The sequence below is a fragment of the Bacillus sp. AF62 genome, assembly GCF_050312695.1.
GTDB classification, from domain to species: domain Bacteria; phylum Bacillota; class Bacilli; order Bacillales; family Bacillaceae_G; genus Bacillus_A; species Bacillus_A cereus.
The window spans coordinates 39,705-55,960 of record NZ_JBNPJZ010000009.1; the positions used below are offsets into that span (position 1 = coordinate 39,705).

Genomic DNA, 16,256 nt, shown 5'->3' on the forward strand with positions numbered 1-16,256 from the left:
GGAAAATAAGTCTATAAAGACTCTTAATGAGTCTTTATAGACTTATTTTTTATGCCTGGATACAAAGAATATAGGATAAATGCTAGAAAAGAAAGTTGGCATATATTTTGCAATAAGAAGAGAAAACAATGTAAAGAAAAGGATGGGGTACGCAATGAATACAAAAAAATTTGCTAAAGTAAATGAACAAATTCCAGGACCGAAAGCGGCATCTTTATTGGAACGCCGTCAAAATATAGTACCAAAAGGAGTAAGTAACGGCATCCCAACGTTTGTACAATCTGCAAATGGTGCTCTTGTAACAGATGTTGATGGCAATCAGTACATTGATTTTGCAGGAGCAATCGGGACAATTAACGTAGGACATTGTCATCCAACGGTTAAAGAGGCGCTCCATAAACAAGTCGATCAATACATTCATACTGGATTTAATGTCATGATGTATGAGCCATATATTGAATTAGCGGAAAAGCTTGCGGCATTGGCACCAGGAAGTTTCGATAAGCAAGTCCTATTTTTAAATAGTGGTGCAGAAGCAGTTGAGAACGCGGTGAAAATCGCTCGTAAATATACGAAGAGACCTGGTATTATCGCATTTTCTAAAGGTTTCCACGGGCGTACATTAATGACAATGACGATGACAAGTAAAGTGAAGCCATATAAATTTGGGTTTGGTCCCTTTGCTCCAGAAGTATATAAAGCGCCATTTCCATACGAATACCGTCGCCCAGAGGGATTAACGGAAGAGCAGTATGATGATTTTATTATTGAAGAGTTTAAGAACTTCTTCATATCGGAAGTAGCACCAGAAACAATTGCAGCTGTTGTAATGGAACCTGTTCAAGGGGAAGGTGGATTTATCGTCCCAAGTAAGAAATTTGTTCAAGAAGTACGTCGCATTTGTTCAGAGAACGGCATCTTATTTGTAGCGGATGAAATACAAACAGGCTTTAGTCGTACAGGAAAATATTTTGCAATTGATCATTATGATGTCGTTCCAGATTTAATTACAGTGTCTAAATCATTAGGGGCTGGTGTACCGATAAGTGGTGTCATTGGACGTAAAGAAATTATGAATGAATCTGCACCAGGTGAACTCGGTGGAACGTATGCAGGAAGTCCATTAGGATGTGCGGCTGCCTTAGCTGTTCTCGATGTAATAGAAAATGAGAAATTAAATGATAGAGCGATAGAATTAGGAAAAGTCGTAATGAACCGATTCGAAGAGATGAAAAATAAATATCATTGCATCGGTGATGTGCGTGGGTTAGGAGCAATGTGTGCATTTGAGGTCGTTCAAGATCGTAAGACGAAAGCACCTGACAAAACGTTAACGGCTAATCTATGTGCAGAAGCAAATAAGCGCGGGTTACTGTTATTATCAGCAGGAACATATGGAAATGTTATCCGTGTGTTAATGCCTTTAGTTATTACAGATGATCAACTTGAAGAAGGTTTAACAATAATTGAAGAATCATTGCAAGCTTGTTATGAGCAAACGAACATCGCTCGCGTTTAAAAACGGAAGTATAAATAGCAAACATTCTAGCTGACTCTATATTAAATGCAGAAAATTCACTTTATAATAAAGGTAGTGAAGTGGATCGATGTATTTGAAGTTAGGGGTGGCTAGGATGGTTGCAGAAAAGGAACGAGTGTTAATGGATTTAAAAGATGTATTTGAATATGCGTTTGACGAAATTTTTGTTACAGATGAGCAAGGGATCGTTGTGCGTGTAAATAGTACATGTGAAAGGCACTACCAACTAGCTGCAGAAGAGTTAGTTGGTAAGCATGTAAAAGAACTACAAAAGGATGGAATCTTTTATCCATCAGCGACATTAGAAGTGATTGAAAAAAAGAGGCCAATTGAACTCGTTCAAACTACAAAATCAGGAGAGTATTTACACGTTCGTACAAGGCCTGTTTTTGATGATGAGGGAAATTTAAGAAGAGTGATTAGTTATTCTCGCGACCTTACTGAACTCTATCAATTACGTCAAAAGGTAGAGGAAATGGATAATCAGCTAAAAACATATAAAAAAGAATTAAGAGAAACATATGAGCATGAAGGACTTATTTTTAAAAGTCTAGCTATGCAAAAAATAGTCGATACAATCAAAAAAGTATCTGTAGTGGATAGTACTGTTCTCGTTTTAGGCGAGACTGGAGTAGGAAAAAGCCGATTAGTACGCCATTTACATGAAGTGAGTCACCGTAAGAATGAAAGTTTCTATGAAATTAATTGTGCGGCATTGCCAACTAATTTAATTGAATCGGAGCTCTTTGGATATTCAGGTGGATCTTTTACAGGTGCGAATCGTGAAGGGAAAAAGGGACTATTAGAATCCGCGCATAAAGGAACTCTTTTTTTAGATGAAATCGGTGAAATGCCGATTGAAATTCAAGCGAAGCTTTTGCAAGTATTGCAAGAAAAAACATTTCGTCCTATAGGCGGAAGAGAATTAAAAAAAGTAGATGTTCGAATTGTGGCGGCAACAAATAGAGATTTAAGCGAGATGGTGAAACAAGGAACATTTCGGAAAGATTTATACTATCGTTTGAATGTTATTCCAATTGCAATTCCCCCGCTTAGGGAGAGAACAGAAGATATTTTGCCGCTTATTTATCATTACTTGCAGCACTTTAATAAAAAGTACGGACGTGATGTGAAACTAGCGCCGAGTACGTTACAAATGTTTGTCGGATATCCGTGGGAAGGAAACAATAGAGAAATAGAGAATGTAATTGAGAGAATTGTTATTACTGTCGATGATGTTGTAACGGTAGAGGATTTGCCACTCTCTATGCAAGAGGCTGCAGTTGAACAATCAGGGCAAAGTCTTTATAAAATGCTGGAAGAGGTAGAGAGAAATATTATTCTTAAAGCGTATAAAACGTATGGATCAAGTTATAAAGTGGCTGAGTTTTTGCAAATTAGTCAATCTGCTGCTACTAGGAAAATTAAGAAGTTCATAGAGGAGGAAGAAAACATTGGATAAAAAGGCGACTTTCGTGAGTATAGATAAAAAGGCGATGTATATAAATGGTGAGTGGATTACACTACAAGAACAAATTGAAGTAAATAATCCTGCGACGAAGGAAATATTTGCAACTGTACCAAAAGGCGGAGTAACAGAGGCAAAGCAAGCTGTTGATGCTGCGCATGAAGCTTTTAAAACGTGGTCTAAGTTAACGGCAGCAGATCGTGCCACGAAGTTAAAAAAGTGGTTTACGCTTATTGATGAAAATAAAGAAGAGATCGCAGCGATTATGACGAAGGAACAAGGAAAGCCGTTTGCAGAAGCGCTTGGTGAAGTAAATTATGCAAACAGTTTTGTTGAATGGTATGCAGAAGAGGGGAAACGCGTATACGGTGAAATGATTCCTGCTTCTCATCCGAATAAGCGCATTTTAGTTATGAAGCAACCAGTTGGCGTTATGGCAGCTATTACACCTTGGAACTTCCCAGCTGCTATGATTACGAGAAAGGTAGCCCCAGCGCTTGCAGCAGGCTGTACAGCCGTTGTGAAACCGGCAAGTCAAACGCCATTAACTGCATTGAAATTAGCTGAATTAGCCCATGAAGCAGATATTCCAAAGGGCGTAATCAATATCGTAACCGGTAGTGCAAAAGCAATTGCTGATACATGGATGGAAGATGGTCGCGTTCGAAAAGTGTCCTTTACAGGGTCAACGGAAATCGGGAAAGAGTTAATGGCTAGTGCGGCGCAAACGATGAAAAAAGTTTCGCTTGAGTTAGGGGGACACGCTCCGTTTATCGTAATGAATGATGCAGATTTAGATAAAGCAGTAGAAGCGGTGATTGGTTCGAAATTCCGTAATGCAGGACAAACGTGTATATGTACAAACCGAGTATTCGTTCAAGAAGAAGTATACGAAGTATTTGTAGAGAAGTTCCAAAAGGCAGTAGGGCACTTGAAAGTAGGAGACGGTTTCGGTGACGGAACGACTGTCGGGCCACTTATTGATGAGAATGCAGTTTCAAAAGTACAAGAACATATTGAAGATGCTATTCAAAAAGGTGGAACAGTTTTATATGGTGGTCAAAAGGTCGCAGAGTTAGAGGGACATTTCATTCAACCGACTGTAATTGGGTTGGCAAATGATACGATGCTTTGTATGAATGAAGAAACATTTGGGCCAGTGGCACCAGTTGCGAAATTTAAAACAGTTGATGAAGTAATCGAACGTGCAAATAATACACCATACGGTTTAGCTGCGTATATTTTCACGAAAGACATTAGCCAAGCATTCCAAATTAGTGAAGCGTTAGAGTACGGTATTATCGGTCTAAACGATGGTCTTCCATCAGTTGCACAAGCACCATTCGGTGGATTTAAAGAAAGTGGTATCGGCCGTGAAGGAGGCCATTTCGGCATCGAGGAATATTTAGAAATTAAATATATTTCATTAGGACTATAAGTAGTATACTAGAATCTCTATAAGGTAACAGAGAAGGAGATTCTAGTATGGTATATTGGCTATTATTACTTGTTACAATTATTTTTGAAGTAGCTGGAACAATCGCAATGAAACTATCAAATGGTTTAACAAAGCTCGTTCCAAGTGTACTTATTTTCGTATTTTATGGAATTTGTTTCAGCGTATTTGCTATCGTCGTTAAAAAGATTCATTTAAGTATTGCTTATGCCATTTGGTCTGGCGTTGGAACGTTACTTATTACAATCATTAGTGTGTACTTTTTTAAAGAGCATATTAGCTTATTCCAAGCATTTTGTATTCTCTTTATTGTTTTGGGTGTCATTGGTCTTAAGGTTTCATCGGCATCATGAAAGCTATCTTTTGTAGAAGATAGCTTTTTTCTATTTGTGCAGTTAGCAATTAATACGACAAAATATGACAAGAAAGAGTAAAGCGTTTTGTTATGATACATATGAAATATTGTCTTATGTGGAGGAAAGAGTATGTTAAAAAAGGTAAGTCAAATTGTTTTAATTTTTGGCATAGCTTTTAGTTTAAGTGCTTGCACTGAGACTAAAGATAGTAATGAAAGTAAACAAGAAGATGTTCAAGATAAAGTGTATAAAATAGGGGAGACAGTAGACGTAGATGGTTTGCAAGTAACTATCGATTCAGTTAAATTAGGATATCCGGATTATGATGAGAATAAAAAGAAAGAGGAGATTTTGGGGATTATTTTCAAAGTAGAAAATAATAGTAAAAAGGAAATACCTTTTGCATTTTATGAATTTGAGATTACCGATAAGAAAGGTACAAGATTTAAAGAATATAATAACCCTGATAGCTTTATTAGTAAAAAGTTAGCACCAGATGAAAAAATTCAAGATATCATGCTATTTGACGTAGCGAAAGAAAATACGTATATCGCTACGTATAGACCGGAGTTTACGCATGAAAATAGAACGATAAAATTTGAATTGAAACCAAATAAATAAAGAAACACATTGGATTATCCAATGTGTTTCTTTATGGTAATAAATTTAAAACGCCCAGTTACCTTTACGGAAGATAGGCTCATGTCTGCCATCAGCAGTAATACCGTCAATATCAAGCTCAGCTGATCCAATCATGAAGTCGTTGTGTGTGATACTAGCGTTTGCGCCGTTTTCAGCAAGTTCTTCTTTAGACATTGTTTTTCCGCCAACTAAGTTAAATGCATAAGCATTTCCGATTGCAAGGTGGCAAGATGCATTTTCGTCAAATAGTGTATTGTAGAATAAAACATTTGTGTTTGAAATTGGTGAGTCATGAGGTACTAAAGCTACTTCTCCTAAGAAGTGAGAACCTTCATCTGTTTCTACTAAATGTTTTAAAGCTTCTTCACCAGCTTCAGCTTTATAGTCTACGATACGTCCGTTTTCAAATGTTAACGTGAAATTATCGATAATATTACCTGCAAATACTAACGGTTTTGTACTAGAAACTTGGCCGTTTACACCTGTTTTAAGTGGCATTGTAAATACTTCTTCAGTTGGAATATTAGCCATAAATGGTACGTTCTTTTCATTTAAGCTACCAGCACCAGCCCATACATGTTTTTCTGGAAGTTCGATTGTTAAATCTGTTCCAGGACCTGTATAGTGAAGAGCTTTATAATGCTTTTCGTTTAAGTAATCCACTTTTGTATGTAATGTTTCATCATGTTCTTTCCATGCTTCTACAGGATTTTCTAAATCAGCACGAGTAGCTTTGAAAATAGCATCCCATAACTTTGCTTCTTGTTCTTCTGGCGCTACGTCAGGGAATACTTTCGCAGCCCATTCTTTCGTAGGAACAGAAATTACACACCAGCTTACTTTATCGGCTTGTACGTAATCACGGTATACTTTCATCGCTTCTCCAGCTACTTTATGAGCTGTTGCGATACGCGATGCTTCTACACCTTTTAATAAATCAGGGTTTTCTGCATAGATAGACATAAATGCAGCGCCTTCTTTTGCTAATTCTTCACGAGCATGTGCTTTCCAAGAAGGGAATTCAGAGAAAGCTTCTTCAGGAGCTAGATCGAACTTTAAGCGTGTTAACGTCTCATCATTCCAATCCACATATACGTGTTTTGCACCAGATTTATATGCTTTCTCTGTAACGAGGCGTACAAATTGTACAGCTTCAAGAGGTGCACTAATTGATAAAGTTTGTCCAGGTTGAATATTAACACCAACATTAACTGCAAGAGCAGCATATTTCTCTAACGTTTGTTCAAATGACATATGTATAATCTCCTTTAATTTGAAAGATTTCTTACTATATATAATACAAGAAAATTCTAAAAATATATATAAATATAAAGTAAAAAGAGAGCTCAAAATGTATTGAGCTCTTACATTTACTTAATTGAAGAAGCAAACTGCTCTACAGTCGTTGTATGGTGTATACGAACGCGCTTCATCTTTAACAATTCATCAGGTTCACCCTTCGTAATGAATTGCCCAGGCTTTGTCGTCGTCGCAAATTGATAATACTTCTTCGTTTCTGTAACAACCTTATCATCTACATGACCGAATGGATAAGCAATCGCGATAACAGGCTTACCTGTTATTTTTTCTAGTTTTTCTTTTGAACCTTTTAACTCTTCCTCATAGTTTGTAATTTTCGGTAAGTCTGCATGTGTTGCAGTATGAGATTGCACCGAGAAAATGCCGGAATCAACCATTTCTTTTATTTCAGAAGTAGACAATGCTCCTTCTACATCAACGTTATCAACAATCATATATTCTGTTGCTGCCGGTTTAAAAGTATCATCTTTTAGCTTTTGTAAAACGCGAAATGCATTCATATTATTTTTCATACCGTCATCAAATGTAACGAAAATCGGCTTATTTACTTTATTTATATCGCCCCAGCGTTCAAACGTTAAAAGCGTATAACCATTGTCTTTTAAATGTTTCATTTGTGCTTCAAAGTTAGCTGGTGATACGAATAAGTCTTTAATACCTTGACCATGATAATCATCGATTGCGTGATACATAAGAACAGGAACCTTTTGTTCGAAAGTAATAGTAGATTTCGTAAGCGGGATTGTTTTCCCATCTTCTTTCATTCCTGTTGCTTCAATTTGGAACTCACCGCGTTTTCCTTCAAATTCTTTTATGTCAAAAGGAAGTGTGAATTTTTTCTCTTTTTCTTTAGAAGAAAAAAATTTAGCACTTTCCTTGCCATCAGCTGTGCGCCAAATTTTATATTGTACTTCATTTAAAGAATCTTTTATGTCTGTAATATGAATACTTGTGTTTGTAGATTCGTGTGTAACTGCATTATATGAGATTTTACCTTGTTCTTGCACAGTCTCTTCTTGTTTCTTAATCCCTTGAGCCGTTTTCTCTTTTTTAGGTTCTGGACTTACATTGTTAGTATTACAGCCTGCTAGAATGGCAGACGTACATAAAGCAATTGCTGCGTATTTTCTCATGAAAATCACCTTCTATTGTGTAGTATGTTGCATATTGACATTAAAATCCCCACCGCTATAAGAGTGGTGGGGATATACCCTTGTTCATCATATCATTTGAAGAAAATGAGGGGAATATGATTTTTAGGAGGCTATTAAGGTAATAGATTAGTGACTTTGAATAGATGTATTTTTTTGTTTCTTATTAGAATTAATAATAATATAACCGACTACAAAGATAAGAGGAATAACGAAGACATAGATAGGCATTCCCCATACATAATAGCTTTTCAGCGTTAAGACTAGTAAATGTAAGAAATCGAAAATTGCGTGGGCTTTCATAATATCCTCCAATGGTTTTTTGAAAATTATAACATTTTAAACTTGTTATTTGTATAATATGGAAAGTGATTTAAGCTAATTTTAAAGTAAGAAGAAGACTTATTAATATGCAATTTCGCATACAGATATGGATTTTATTAAAATATAAAGATTTTATACTATAATAAAAACCGCTATAAAACTAAGTAAGAATAATGTATGGAGTGGAGAATAGAAATGAAATATAAAAAAATAATATATATCTTTTTCATTTCACTATTTATAGTTGGTTGCCAAAGTGAAGTGAGTAAAGCGAATAGTGTGGAAGAGTATATTCCCTTTCAAATTTATTATATCAATGTTTTTGGTTGCAATGGTAACTATTTGGCCATGTTTGTGTAAAATCCTCTTCCATATATGCAACTACTTCCTCTTGTTTTGATGGGTATAAATGACTATACGTATCTAATGTAGTTGAAACACTTGAATGACCTAGGCGTTGGGCTACTACAAGTGGATTGACGCCTTTATTTATTAGATAAGATGCATGAGAATGTCTGAATTCATGAAGTAGAATTTTTTTGCTGCCAGCAATATTTAAATAATTAGCGTATTTTCTGTCCAGGGTAGTTGTGGATACACAAGTATAAAACTTTCCGAATACAACATAATCATTTTTTAATGGTGCTTCTACTGTAGCATGATTTTTTAGCTCTTTCAATAAATTGATGATGTGTATTGGTAACATGATAATTCTGTTTGATGATTTTGTTTTTGGGTTGGTGACTTTTCCTCTATAAGTTGTTTTATTAATGTTAATTGTATTGTCTTCAAAATTTATATCTTCCCAAGTTAATGCCAATAATTCACCTTTTCTAGCACCACTATAATATAAGATGGAAAAGAATACTTTGTATAATGAATCGTCTACAACTTCGATAAATTGTTTGAACTCATCAAATTCCCAAAAGTTCATTCGTTTATTTGATTCTTTTTCAAAATTACCTGTAATTCTTGCTGGGTTATTCGTAAGACCATGAAATTTAATTGAAAAATTAAATATAGCAGATAGTACTGCGTGAATCTTCTTTAAATGTTTAGCTGAGTATGTATCTATAACTTTGTTTTGATAATTCATAATGTGTTTCGGTATGATATGATCTATCTTTATTTTTCCAAACTCGGGTACTAAATGGTTGTAAATAACATTTCGAATAGTAACTATGGAAGATTCTTTCCTCCTCTGACAATACCAATCAAAATAAACATCAGCAACTTGAGCAAACGTTAAGCTAGAGTTTGATTCTTTTTCAACTAACATTTTTGCTTCTGCTTCACGTGCTTCCTTTTTCGTTTTAAATCCACGACGTTTTACTTGTTTTTGAGTACCATCAAACTGACGTATTCTAACAACAAAGAAATATGTTCCTCGTTCTTTATCTTTGTAAACCACCATAGGAATCCCTCCTGTATATATAAAGATTGATAATTCGATTTATTGAGTAGATTATAACTTGTTTATTACCAAAAGAAAAGACGCTCAATATAAATCGAGCGTCACTCTTTGATTTAAATCACTTTAATTTTAATAACATATTACCTACATGAAAATAAAAATGTCGTTTAAAATAGCATACCATATTTAAATTCGAAAATACTCAAAAAATAAAATTCCCCACTAGGATTAGTGGGGAGATTGGTTAGGGAAACCAATCAGGATGATACAAGTAAGTATAAAATAATGATACCATAAAAATCATTTGACACATATTGAGAAAGTTCTAAAATTAATTATTATAATGTGATAACTAAATTTTAAATCGATTGGGTATGGTTATCAGGAATTGGATGGTTTCTACACTTAATTTTAGTAGAATATAATAAAAAAGAACCAATATTCATTAGAAATGGGAAAAATTATGATATATATTTATCGAAATATAGCAAATTTCTTGAGATTAATATTTATCAAGTTGCAATAGGTTGGAAGAGAATATAGGTTCGTGATAACATTTATACAGTATAGGGGTTTCTTTCAGTTTATTAGACAGAATAATCACAAAAAACAGAATAAATAAAAACATAAAACTCGTAGAGCGTGTGTTAGAGGCAATCGTGACACAATCACTAACACCGTTCATCCCTAGCTACTTTAGGACAAACATGTGCATCATACGAGTTTCTCGTCAGGGTAACACACTCCTAGTAATTTTAGAATGTGTCCTGAGCTGAGAAAATTAAAGCTAAGAGCTTTTATGTTATACCGGATGGAGGGAAAGTTACTTTGAAGTCGCTACATGTCGAAGTTTGCAAATTAATTGACAATAGACCTGGGTTAACATATGCGAGTGTTGCTGAGGCTATTGGAGTAAGTGCGCAGTACATGTCCAAATTTAAGAAAAATGGAACCATTAATTTTAGTGGTCTTTTAAAGTTGGCAAAAGTATTAAGCTTGCCTGATCAGAACTTTAGAATGACTATGAGTAATTTTTGTTTAAAAGTTGATACAACAGAATTAATTAAACAAGGCTTTGAATATGCAGCAATTACTAGAGATATTGAATTGTTAAAAAAGTTGATTGAGAAGTATCGAGATGACCGGGGGAGCATTAAGGAGTATATAGATGTATATGAAATCTTGTATAAATATATAGTAAATGAGATTGGTGGTAAATCATTAATTAAAAGCTTGCAAACACTACGGCAACCAACTGATTGTTGTTTGCGGATACTAATGGATATAATGAAATGTTATAATTATTATTTTTCTAAAGATTTTCCTATGATGATTGGACTGGGCAGAGAAGTAGAACAAAGTTTGAAGCATCTAAGTGGTGGCCGGAAAGATTTTATTTTGCATTGTTACTTTCACAGAGTGTATGAGATTTTAGCGCCTGTATACTTACGATTAAATAATCGTGATTTGACAAGAAAGTATGCTGCTGTGTTAAAAGGTTCAAATTTTTGCGCAAAAACTGTTTCTGATGCAACATATTTAATGGGTATGTCTTATTTACTTGAAGATAAACAGAAATGTTTGTCGCTATTAAAAGAAAGCTATGAATTATCAAAAGCTATTGGAGAGAAAATATTAGAAACTGAGGCACTGTATAATTTGAAAGTGGTTGAATTATACTATGAATTAGAAAATAATCAGTCAACTAATAACTTGGACGGAATAGAAAGATTGGCTTCGAGGTTCTATCAAAAAGAAAACGAAGATTTTATTGTATTATTTAAGGCAATTAGAGATAATTCTAATAAAAGTTTGCATAATTGTCTAAAGCAATTCTTTAGTCAAGGCAATTACTTTTTTTCTAGTTTAAGTGCAAGAGAGTTATATAAGCGGGGAGAAGATTCTGCTATAATTGAATGGATGATGGATTATCAATATGAGGTAGGGGGGAAGGATTTTGAAGAAATCAATATTGATAATGTCGCTAATGATGACTTTAATGGCAATGCCGTTTGTTACTAATCAAGGATTCGCAATGAAAGGCATTTATGAACCTTCTTATGTGGATATTAAGCCTGGTGGATAAACTAAAAAGAGCTACTTAGATAAATTTTCTAAGTAGTTCTTTTTGGTTTGTCAATGATTTTTGCAAAAAAAATTAAAATCGATTTTTGGCAAATCTTGAGACATGTATAAGGATTAGTAATAAAATTATAGAAAAGAGGCTAATTTACAGTAGGTGTTGAGATAATCGTTTATAGAGGAGATCAGATAATATGAATAAAGTAAACGCGGAAATGATTCAACAGGAATGGAAAAACGTAGAAGGAAAAATTAAAATGATGTTAGTACTAGAACAAATTTTTAGTGAAGATGAAGAGTTTATACATATGGTCAATAAAATTAAAACCATGATTAATACTCAATAATCATGGTTTATTTTTCGTGTATTTTAAGTAAGTCATCAATTAAATTTATAATCGTTTGCTTTGTTTCGGATGGCATATTATCAAGACGCTTCATAAGTTGAGCAGTTTCAGAATTAATATTTTCAGTTTGAAAAGAAGGCTCGGTTTGTAAACCTAATAAATAATCTATTGATACACCTAATACGGTAGCTATTTTATAGGTATTTTCTCTCGAAGGGCTTTTTCTATTCGTTTCGTATAAGGATATTGCAGAACGATTAACATGTAAAGCGTCTGCTAACTCTTGTTGTGAGATATTGTTTTTAGTACGAATCGCTTTGATACGGTCTCCTAATGTTACCATTACTAACACCCTCCGGTTAACTGAATTAAACATTTCTATGATTATAATAACTAAAATAAGTAAATGAAGCAATGCTTTTTTAGTAAAACCATTAAAGTACATAAAAAAGGTTTGCAGAAGAAAGTATTTTGTTATATGATGTTAACAGAAGTAACTTAGGGGGATGAAGATGAAAAAATTTGATGGTAAGAAGCTTTATTTATTAAGGAAAAATAAAGGTTTTTCACAGAGAGAATTAGGAGAGTTATTAGATTGTAGTCATTCTTTAGTTAACCTGATGGAAAATGGTAAATTGCAACCCACAACTGCGAAGTTATTGGGGATTTCAAGTATCTTTAAGGTTTCTATAGATGAGTTGTTTATTGATTTTTTTTAATTTTATAGTTAACAGAGGTAACTTAAACTGTAGAATCTAGAAATTATTTTTAAAAGGAGCGATTTCCATGCATAAAAACCTATACATCGCCAGAAAAGAGCAGCGTATGACACAAGAGAAAGCAGCAAATTTGATTCACATTGCACCGAGAACATATTTTGCTAAAGAACGCGGTAAAAGTGACTTCACTCTAAAAGAGGCTCAAAAACTAGCAAAATATTTCAAAACAACAGTGGACGAGCTGTTTGAGCAGTAAAGAAATCTATAAAATAGGAGGCTATTATTTATGAACCAATTACATAGCGTAAACCAATCGCATTTAGGATTATTTGAAGATGGCGTAGTTAGAATAATGGTAACAAACAGGGGACAAAAGGTTGTAAATGAGAGAGATTTGCATAAAGGGTTGCATGTAAGAAAAGATTCCTCTTCATGGATGAAAGATAGAATTGAAAAATACGAGTTTGTAGGAAAGAAAGACTTTTCCCTCGTTTGGGTGAAAAGTTCGAAGATACTTTATTGAAGTAGAGGAAAGGGTGAGCGGTAAGAAACAATCCAAACCACGCAAAAAATCAGTTAATCTCATATTTCGTCAAGAAATAGATATAGCAAAAACGTTAGCAAGCATGACAGGGGTAAAAGAAGGGATTGCATATGCAGTGGCAATGGAACGGGCTGAGCAGAAAACAGGTGAAGATTTTTCTTCCTATAAACGGTTGTTACCTGCAGCCACATATAAAACAGGATTCTTGAATCCGACTCAAATTGGTGAACAAATGGGAAAGAAATATGGGGAAGAAATACCGTATACACGAAAGGGACATAGTGGGTATCAAATTAAATGGAGTGAGAGTGTTAGGGATGTATGGGAAACTGAATGGGAATAGAATAATCCAAAAATTAGTAACGTTTTATCCACAATTCCGCTGGGGAAGTGGAGATTTGAAAGAGATAGAAAGTGAATCTAAATAACATATTAATATTATAAATAAACAAAATGATAATAATGAGAGTTCAAGGAAGAAATCCGTTTCGATTGAGAAAAAGAAAAAGCGATGCAGAAGGAGCGGGAAGGCTTACAATAACAAGATTCTATGGATCTTCTGGTAAGTTGGACTGTCCACACCTTACGAGTCAAGCTTGAGGAACTTTTTAAATGATGTTCTGTACGTGGTGTGTAAATGGGGGCATTTTACAATGACAGAAATATGTTTCATGTAAAACAAAAAAATACGACGTAGAAAGACAAAAAAAGAAGAGGGAGAATCGAAAATGATAGAAAACCCAATAATTATGAGGAATGGTTATGGAATGGGGGATTCACAAGAATATGAGCCCATTCCTTTTAAAGATATTTGCGGGAGTGATGTATTCCCAGATGATGATGTATTGATTTCTCCAGACGGAGAAGTTCTTCTGAGGGAGAACGCAGTGGTATATGTAGTCACGTTACTTGGATTTCAAGAACGACGAGGTGAATTGTAAATTGTGCATGGAACAGGTGCAAAACAAGATTGAAAATGAGATTGCTATTTTAAAGCGTTTCATCTCTCGGTATGAGCGTGCAAATGACTCCGAATCAATTTGTATGGTAATTGCCTACAGGTATGCCTTGCAGGCGTTTATAGAAGTGTATGAGTTAACAAAGCAGAAAGAGGTGACGCCGTTTTGAATGCTTCTATTGCAGAACTAGAACAGGCATTACTTGTACGCCAACGGAAGTTAGGTGAACACAGACGTGAATTAGAAAGGTTAATAGAAAAGAAGCCGATTGTGGAGAGGAATATTAAGGATACGGAACGTGAGATTTTTGACCTGGAAGCTGCCGTTTTTGTTCTGAAAAGTATGGAGGGGAGTGAACAAAATGGAAATCACCAACGGTGCTCAAATTACAAAAAGTAAAAAGACGAAAATCATTATTTATTCGAAGCCAGGTAACGGAAAGACAACGGTCGCTGGATTATTGCCAGGTAAAACATTAGTCCTGGATATCGATGGGACAAGCCAAGTGTTATCGGGGTATGACAATGTGGATGTAGCTAGGATTAATGGTGAACATCCACATGATAGTATCTTGCAATTTTATGCATTAGCAAAAGCAAATATAACTCAGTACGACAACATCTTTCTCGATAACCTAACGCACTATCAAAAGTTATGGCTGCTGAAGAAAGGTGAAAATACGAAAAGTGGTATGCCAGAATTAAAGGATTACGCTTTACTAGATAACCATCTTCTAAAGGTAGTAGAAACGTTTAACTCATTAGATGCAAATGTTATTTTTACAGCTTGGGAAACAACAAGAAATATCATTCATGATGATGGGCAGCAATATACACAATTCATTCCTGATATACGCGATAAGATTGTGAATCACATCATGGGAATTGTTCATGTTGTCGGTCAATTAGTGAAAAAAGCAGATGGGACAAGAGGATTTGTGTTAGAAGGGAATCAAAGCGTGTTTGCTAAGAATCATTTAGATACACGTCTCGGTTGCATACAAGAAGAATTAATCGTGTCATCCACAAACTAAAATACAGGGGGAAATAAATCATGAGTTTCTTTAAATTTGATGAATCAAATGCAAGTACAGGGTTTGAATTAGTTGCTGAAGGTAAATATGAAGCGGTCATTGTAAATGCAGAAGCGGGTAGAACGCAAGCCGGTAAGCCAAAACTATCTGTAGACTTTGAAATTCGTAGTGACGTACCGCAGAATCATCAAGGAGTGAAAGTACTCTATAACACATTTACGTTTGAACATGAGGTTTCTGTGAAAATCGTTAACTCATTATTAAAAGCATGTGGATTTCATAATAACCATGTCTTTACTTCACCAGAAGATATGGCGAAACAATTACTTAATAAAAATGTGAAAATCACAGTAAAACATGAAGAATACGACAAGGTTGTGGATGGCCAAAAACAAAAGCGTACGGCAGCAAAAGCAAAATATTATGACGTGTCGGACGTAAATCCGATAACCAGTGGTCCAGCAGTAACGGTGGGCGATGACATGTTACCGTTCTAAATAATTACATAGAGAGGCTGGTATGTGCCGACTTCTCTTTTTTATACCCTAAAAGGCAAGTGGGAGGAAAAAATGAAAAAGAATCCATACAATTTCAACGAAATTCCAACAGAATTAAAGGCTCTTCCGCAATGGATACTTTGGCGAAAAGAGAAAAAAGATGGTAAGGCAACTAAAATTCCCTATCAAGTTACAGGGGAGATGGCGCAGGCAAATAATAGACGTACTTGGTCAACGTTTGCAACAGCGGTCAAGTTTTACTTAGAAGGCAATTACGACGGTATAGGTTTCGTATTTAGTAGACAAGACAATTACATCGGAATCGATATTGATAAGTGTGTTGTGGCCGGAAAAACAAATACTTTTGCAACAGAAATTATCGATACAGTAGACAGTTATACAGA

21 protein-coding genes and 1 pseudogene are annotated in these 16,256 nt (G+C 34.8%); 17 read left to right on the forward strand and 5 right to left on the reverse strand.

All coding sequences use genetic code 11. The annotated features are described in order from the left end of the window. Nucleotides 1–154: 154 nt before the first annotated feature. The 5 genes from gabT to ACQRBL_RS01510 all read left to right on the forward strand — a co-directional run bounded on the left by gabT (nucleotide 155) and on the right by ACQRBL_RS01510 (nucleotide 5,441). On the forward strand, nucleotides 155–1,519 hold the full coding sequence (gabT, locus tag ACQRBL_RS01490) for a 4-aminobutyrate--2-oxoglutarate transaminase (protein ID WP_063546281.1): 1,365 nt from the start codon (nucleotides 155–157) through the stop codon (nucleotides 1,517–1,519). Between the two features lie 115 nt (nucleotides 1,520–1,634). Further along, a complete protein-coding gene (locus ACQRBL_RS01495) occupies nucleotides 1,635–3,002 on the forward strand; it encodes a sigma-54 interaction domain-containing protein (protein ID WP_000225140.1) in 1,368 nt (455 codons plus the stop codon). Next, entirely contained in the window at nucleotides 2,995–4,446 is a 1,452-nt protein-coding gene (gabD, locus tag ACQRBL_RS01500; RefSeq protein ID WP_063546285.1) for an NADP-dependent succinate-semialdehyde dehydrogenase, read from the forward strand. Before ACQRBL_RS01495 ends, gabD begins: the two co-directional genes overlap by 8 nt. A gap of 47 nt (nucleotides 4,447–4,493) precedes the next feature. Next, nucleotides 4,494–4,817: a DMT family transporter gene (locus ACQRBL_RS01505; RefSeq protein WP_000263262.1), complete on the forward strand. Its 324-nt coding sequence runs from the start codon at nucleotides 4,494–4,496 to the stop codon at nucleotides 4,815–4,817. Nucleotides 4,818–4,949: 132 nt separating this feature from the next. Continuing rightward, on the forward strand, nucleotides 4,950–5,441 hold the full coding sequence (locus ACQRBL_RS01510; RefSeq protein WP_000915109.1) for a DUF4352 domain-containing protein: 492 nt from the start codon (nucleotides 4,950–4,952) through the stop codon (nucleotides 5,439–5,441). A 45-nt stretch (nucleotides 5,442–5,486) separates the two neighbouring features. On the opposite strand, the gene ACQRBL_RS01515 is transcribed toward ACQRBL_RS01510, so the two are convergent. From ACQRBL_RS01515 to ACQRBL_RS01530, 4 genes are all read right to left on the reverse strand, one after another. Next, complete coding sequence (locus ACQRBL_RS01515) at nucleotides 5,487–6,716, reverse strand: aminopeptidase (protein WP_086396624.1); 1,230 nt, start codon at nucleotides 6,714–6,716, stop codon at nucleotides 5,487–5,489. 116 nt (nucleotides 6,717–6,832) lie between these two features. Beyond that, nucleotides 6,833–7,915, reverse strand: coding sequence for a polysaccharide deacetylase family protein (locus ACQRBL_RS01520; RefSeq protein ID WP_411996405.1), 1,083 nt, complete (start codon nucleotides 7,913–7,915; stop codon nucleotides 6,833–6,835). 147 nt (nucleotides 7,916–8,062) lie between these two features. Continuing rightward, nucleotides 8,063–8,236 (reverse strand): hypothetical protein, encoded by a 174-nt coding sequence (locus ACQRBL_RS01525; protein WP_000643594.1) that lies wholly within the window; start codon nucleotides 8,234–8,236, stop codon nucleotides 8,063–8,065. 334 nt (nucleotides 8,237–8,570) lie between these two features. Further along, a complete protein-coding gene (locus tag ACQRBL_RS01530) occupies nucleotides 8,571–9,671 on the reverse strand; it encodes a tyrosine-type recombinase/integrase (RefSeq protein ID WP_197230502.1) in 1,101 nt (366 codons plus the stop codon). Between the two features lie 828 nt (nucleotides 9,672–10,499). Here ACQRBL_RS01530 and ACQRBL_RS01535 point away from each other — a divergent pair. Both ACQRBL_RS01535 and ACQRBL_RS01540 read left to right on the forward strand, forming a co-directional pair. After that, a complete protein-coding gene (locus ACQRBL_RS01535) occupies nucleotides 10,500–11,693 on the forward strand; it encodes an AimR family lysis-lysogeny pheromone receptor (protein WP_098856493.1) in 1,194 nt (397 codons plus the stop codon). 254 nt (nucleotides 11,694–11,947) lie between these two features. Next, nucleotides 11,948–12,100: a hypothetical protein gene (locus tag ACQRBL_RS01540; protein WP_180231832.1), complete on the forward strand. Its 153-nt coding sequence runs from the start codon at nucleotides 11,948–11,950 to the stop codon at nucleotides 12,098–12,100. 7 nt (nucleotides 12,101–12,107) lie between these two features. Here ACQRBL_RS01540 and ACQRBL_RS01545 read toward each other — a convergent pair whose 3' ends face one another. Beyond that, a complete protein-coding gene (locus tag ACQRBL_RS01545; RefSeq protein WP_411996406.1) occupies nucleotides 12,108–12,443 on the reverse strand; it encodes a helix-turn-helix domain-containing protein in 336 nt (111 codons plus the stop codon). Between the two features lie 169 nt (nucleotides 12,444–12,612). Here ACQRBL_RS01545 and ACQRBL_RS01550 point away from each other — a divergent pair, with 169 nt between their 5' ends. The 10 genes and pseudogenes from ACQRBL_RS01550 to ACQRBL_RS01595 form a co-directional block, all read left to right on the forward strand. After that, nucleotides 12,613–12,819 carry a helix-turn-helix domain-containing protein gene (locus ACQRBL_RS01550; protein WP_065485760.1) on the forward strand — a complete coding sequence of 69 codons (207 nt, stop codon included), beginning with the start codon at nucleotides 12,613–12,615 and terminating at the stop codon, nucleotides 12,817–12,819. A gap of 67 nt (nucleotides 12,820–12,886) precedes the next feature. Further along, entirely contained in the window at nucleotides 12,887–13,075 is a 189-nt protein-coding gene (locus ACQRBL_RS01555; RefSeq protein ID WP_197230489.1) for a helix-turn-helix transcriptional regulator, read from the forward strand. Nucleotides 13,076–13,105: 30 nt separating this feature from the next. Further along, nucleotides 13,106–13,342 carry an antA/AntB antirepressor family protein gene (locus tag ACQRBL_RS01560; RefSeq protein ID WP_327940094.1) on the forward strand — a complete coding sequence of 79 codons (237 nt, stop codon included), beginning with the start codon at nucleotides 13,106–13,108 and terminating at the stop codon, nucleotides 13,340–13,342. Between the two features lie 13 nt (nucleotides 13,343–13,355). After that, nucleotides 13,356–13,706, forward strand: a complete 351-nt coding sequence (locus ACQRBL_RS01565) for a hypothetical protein (RefSeq protein WP_411996407.1) — start codon at nucleotides 13,356–13,358, stop codon at nucleotides 13,704–13,706. A gap of 385 nt (nucleotides 13,707–14,091) precedes the next feature. Then, nucleotides 14,092–14,304: a YqaI family protein gene (locus ACQRBL_RS01570; RefSeq protein ID WP_411996408.1), complete on the forward strand. Its 213-nt coding sequence runs from the start codon at nucleotides 14,092–14,094 to the stop codon at nucleotides 14,302–14,304. A gap of 7 nt (nucleotides 14,305–14,311) precedes the next feature. Next, nucleotides 14,312–14,491 carry a hypothetical protein gene (locus tag ACQRBL_RS01575; RefSeq protein WP_197230486.1) on the forward strand — a complete coding sequence of 60 codons (180 nt, stop codon included), beginning with the start codon at nucleotides 14,312–14,314 and terminating at the stop codon, nucleotides 14,489–14,491. Beyond that, nucleotides 14,488–14,721 (forward strand): hypothetical protein, encoded by a 234-nt coding sequence (locus tag ACQRBL_RS01580; RefSeq protein ID WP_427733752.1) that lies wholly within the window; start codon nucleotides 14,488–14,490, stop codon nucleotides 14,719–14,721. The genes ACQRBL_RS01575 and ACQRBL_RS01580 overlap by 4 nt, the downstream gene beginning before the upstream one ends. Then, a complete protein-coding gene (locus tag ACQRBL_RS01585; RefSeq protein ID WP_411996410.1) occupies nucleotides 14,684–15,355 on the forward strand; it encodes an AAA family ATPase in 672 nt (223 codons plus the stop codon). Before ACQRBL_RS01580 ends, ACQRBL_RS01585 begins: the two co-directional genes overlap by 38 nt. Before the next feature lie 20 nt (nucleotides 15,356–15,375). Next, a complete protein-coding gene (locus ACQRBL_RS01590) occupies nucleotides 15,376–15,852 on the forward strand; it encodes a DUF669 domain-containing protein (RefSeq protein WP_097984887.1) in 477 nt (158 codons plus the stop codon). A 72-nt stretch (nucleotides 15,853–15,924) separates the two neighbouring features. Continuing rightward, nucleotides 15,925–16,256 (forward strand): annotated as a pseudogene (locus ACQRBL_RS01595) (phage/plasmid primase, P4 family); the annotation flags it as partial.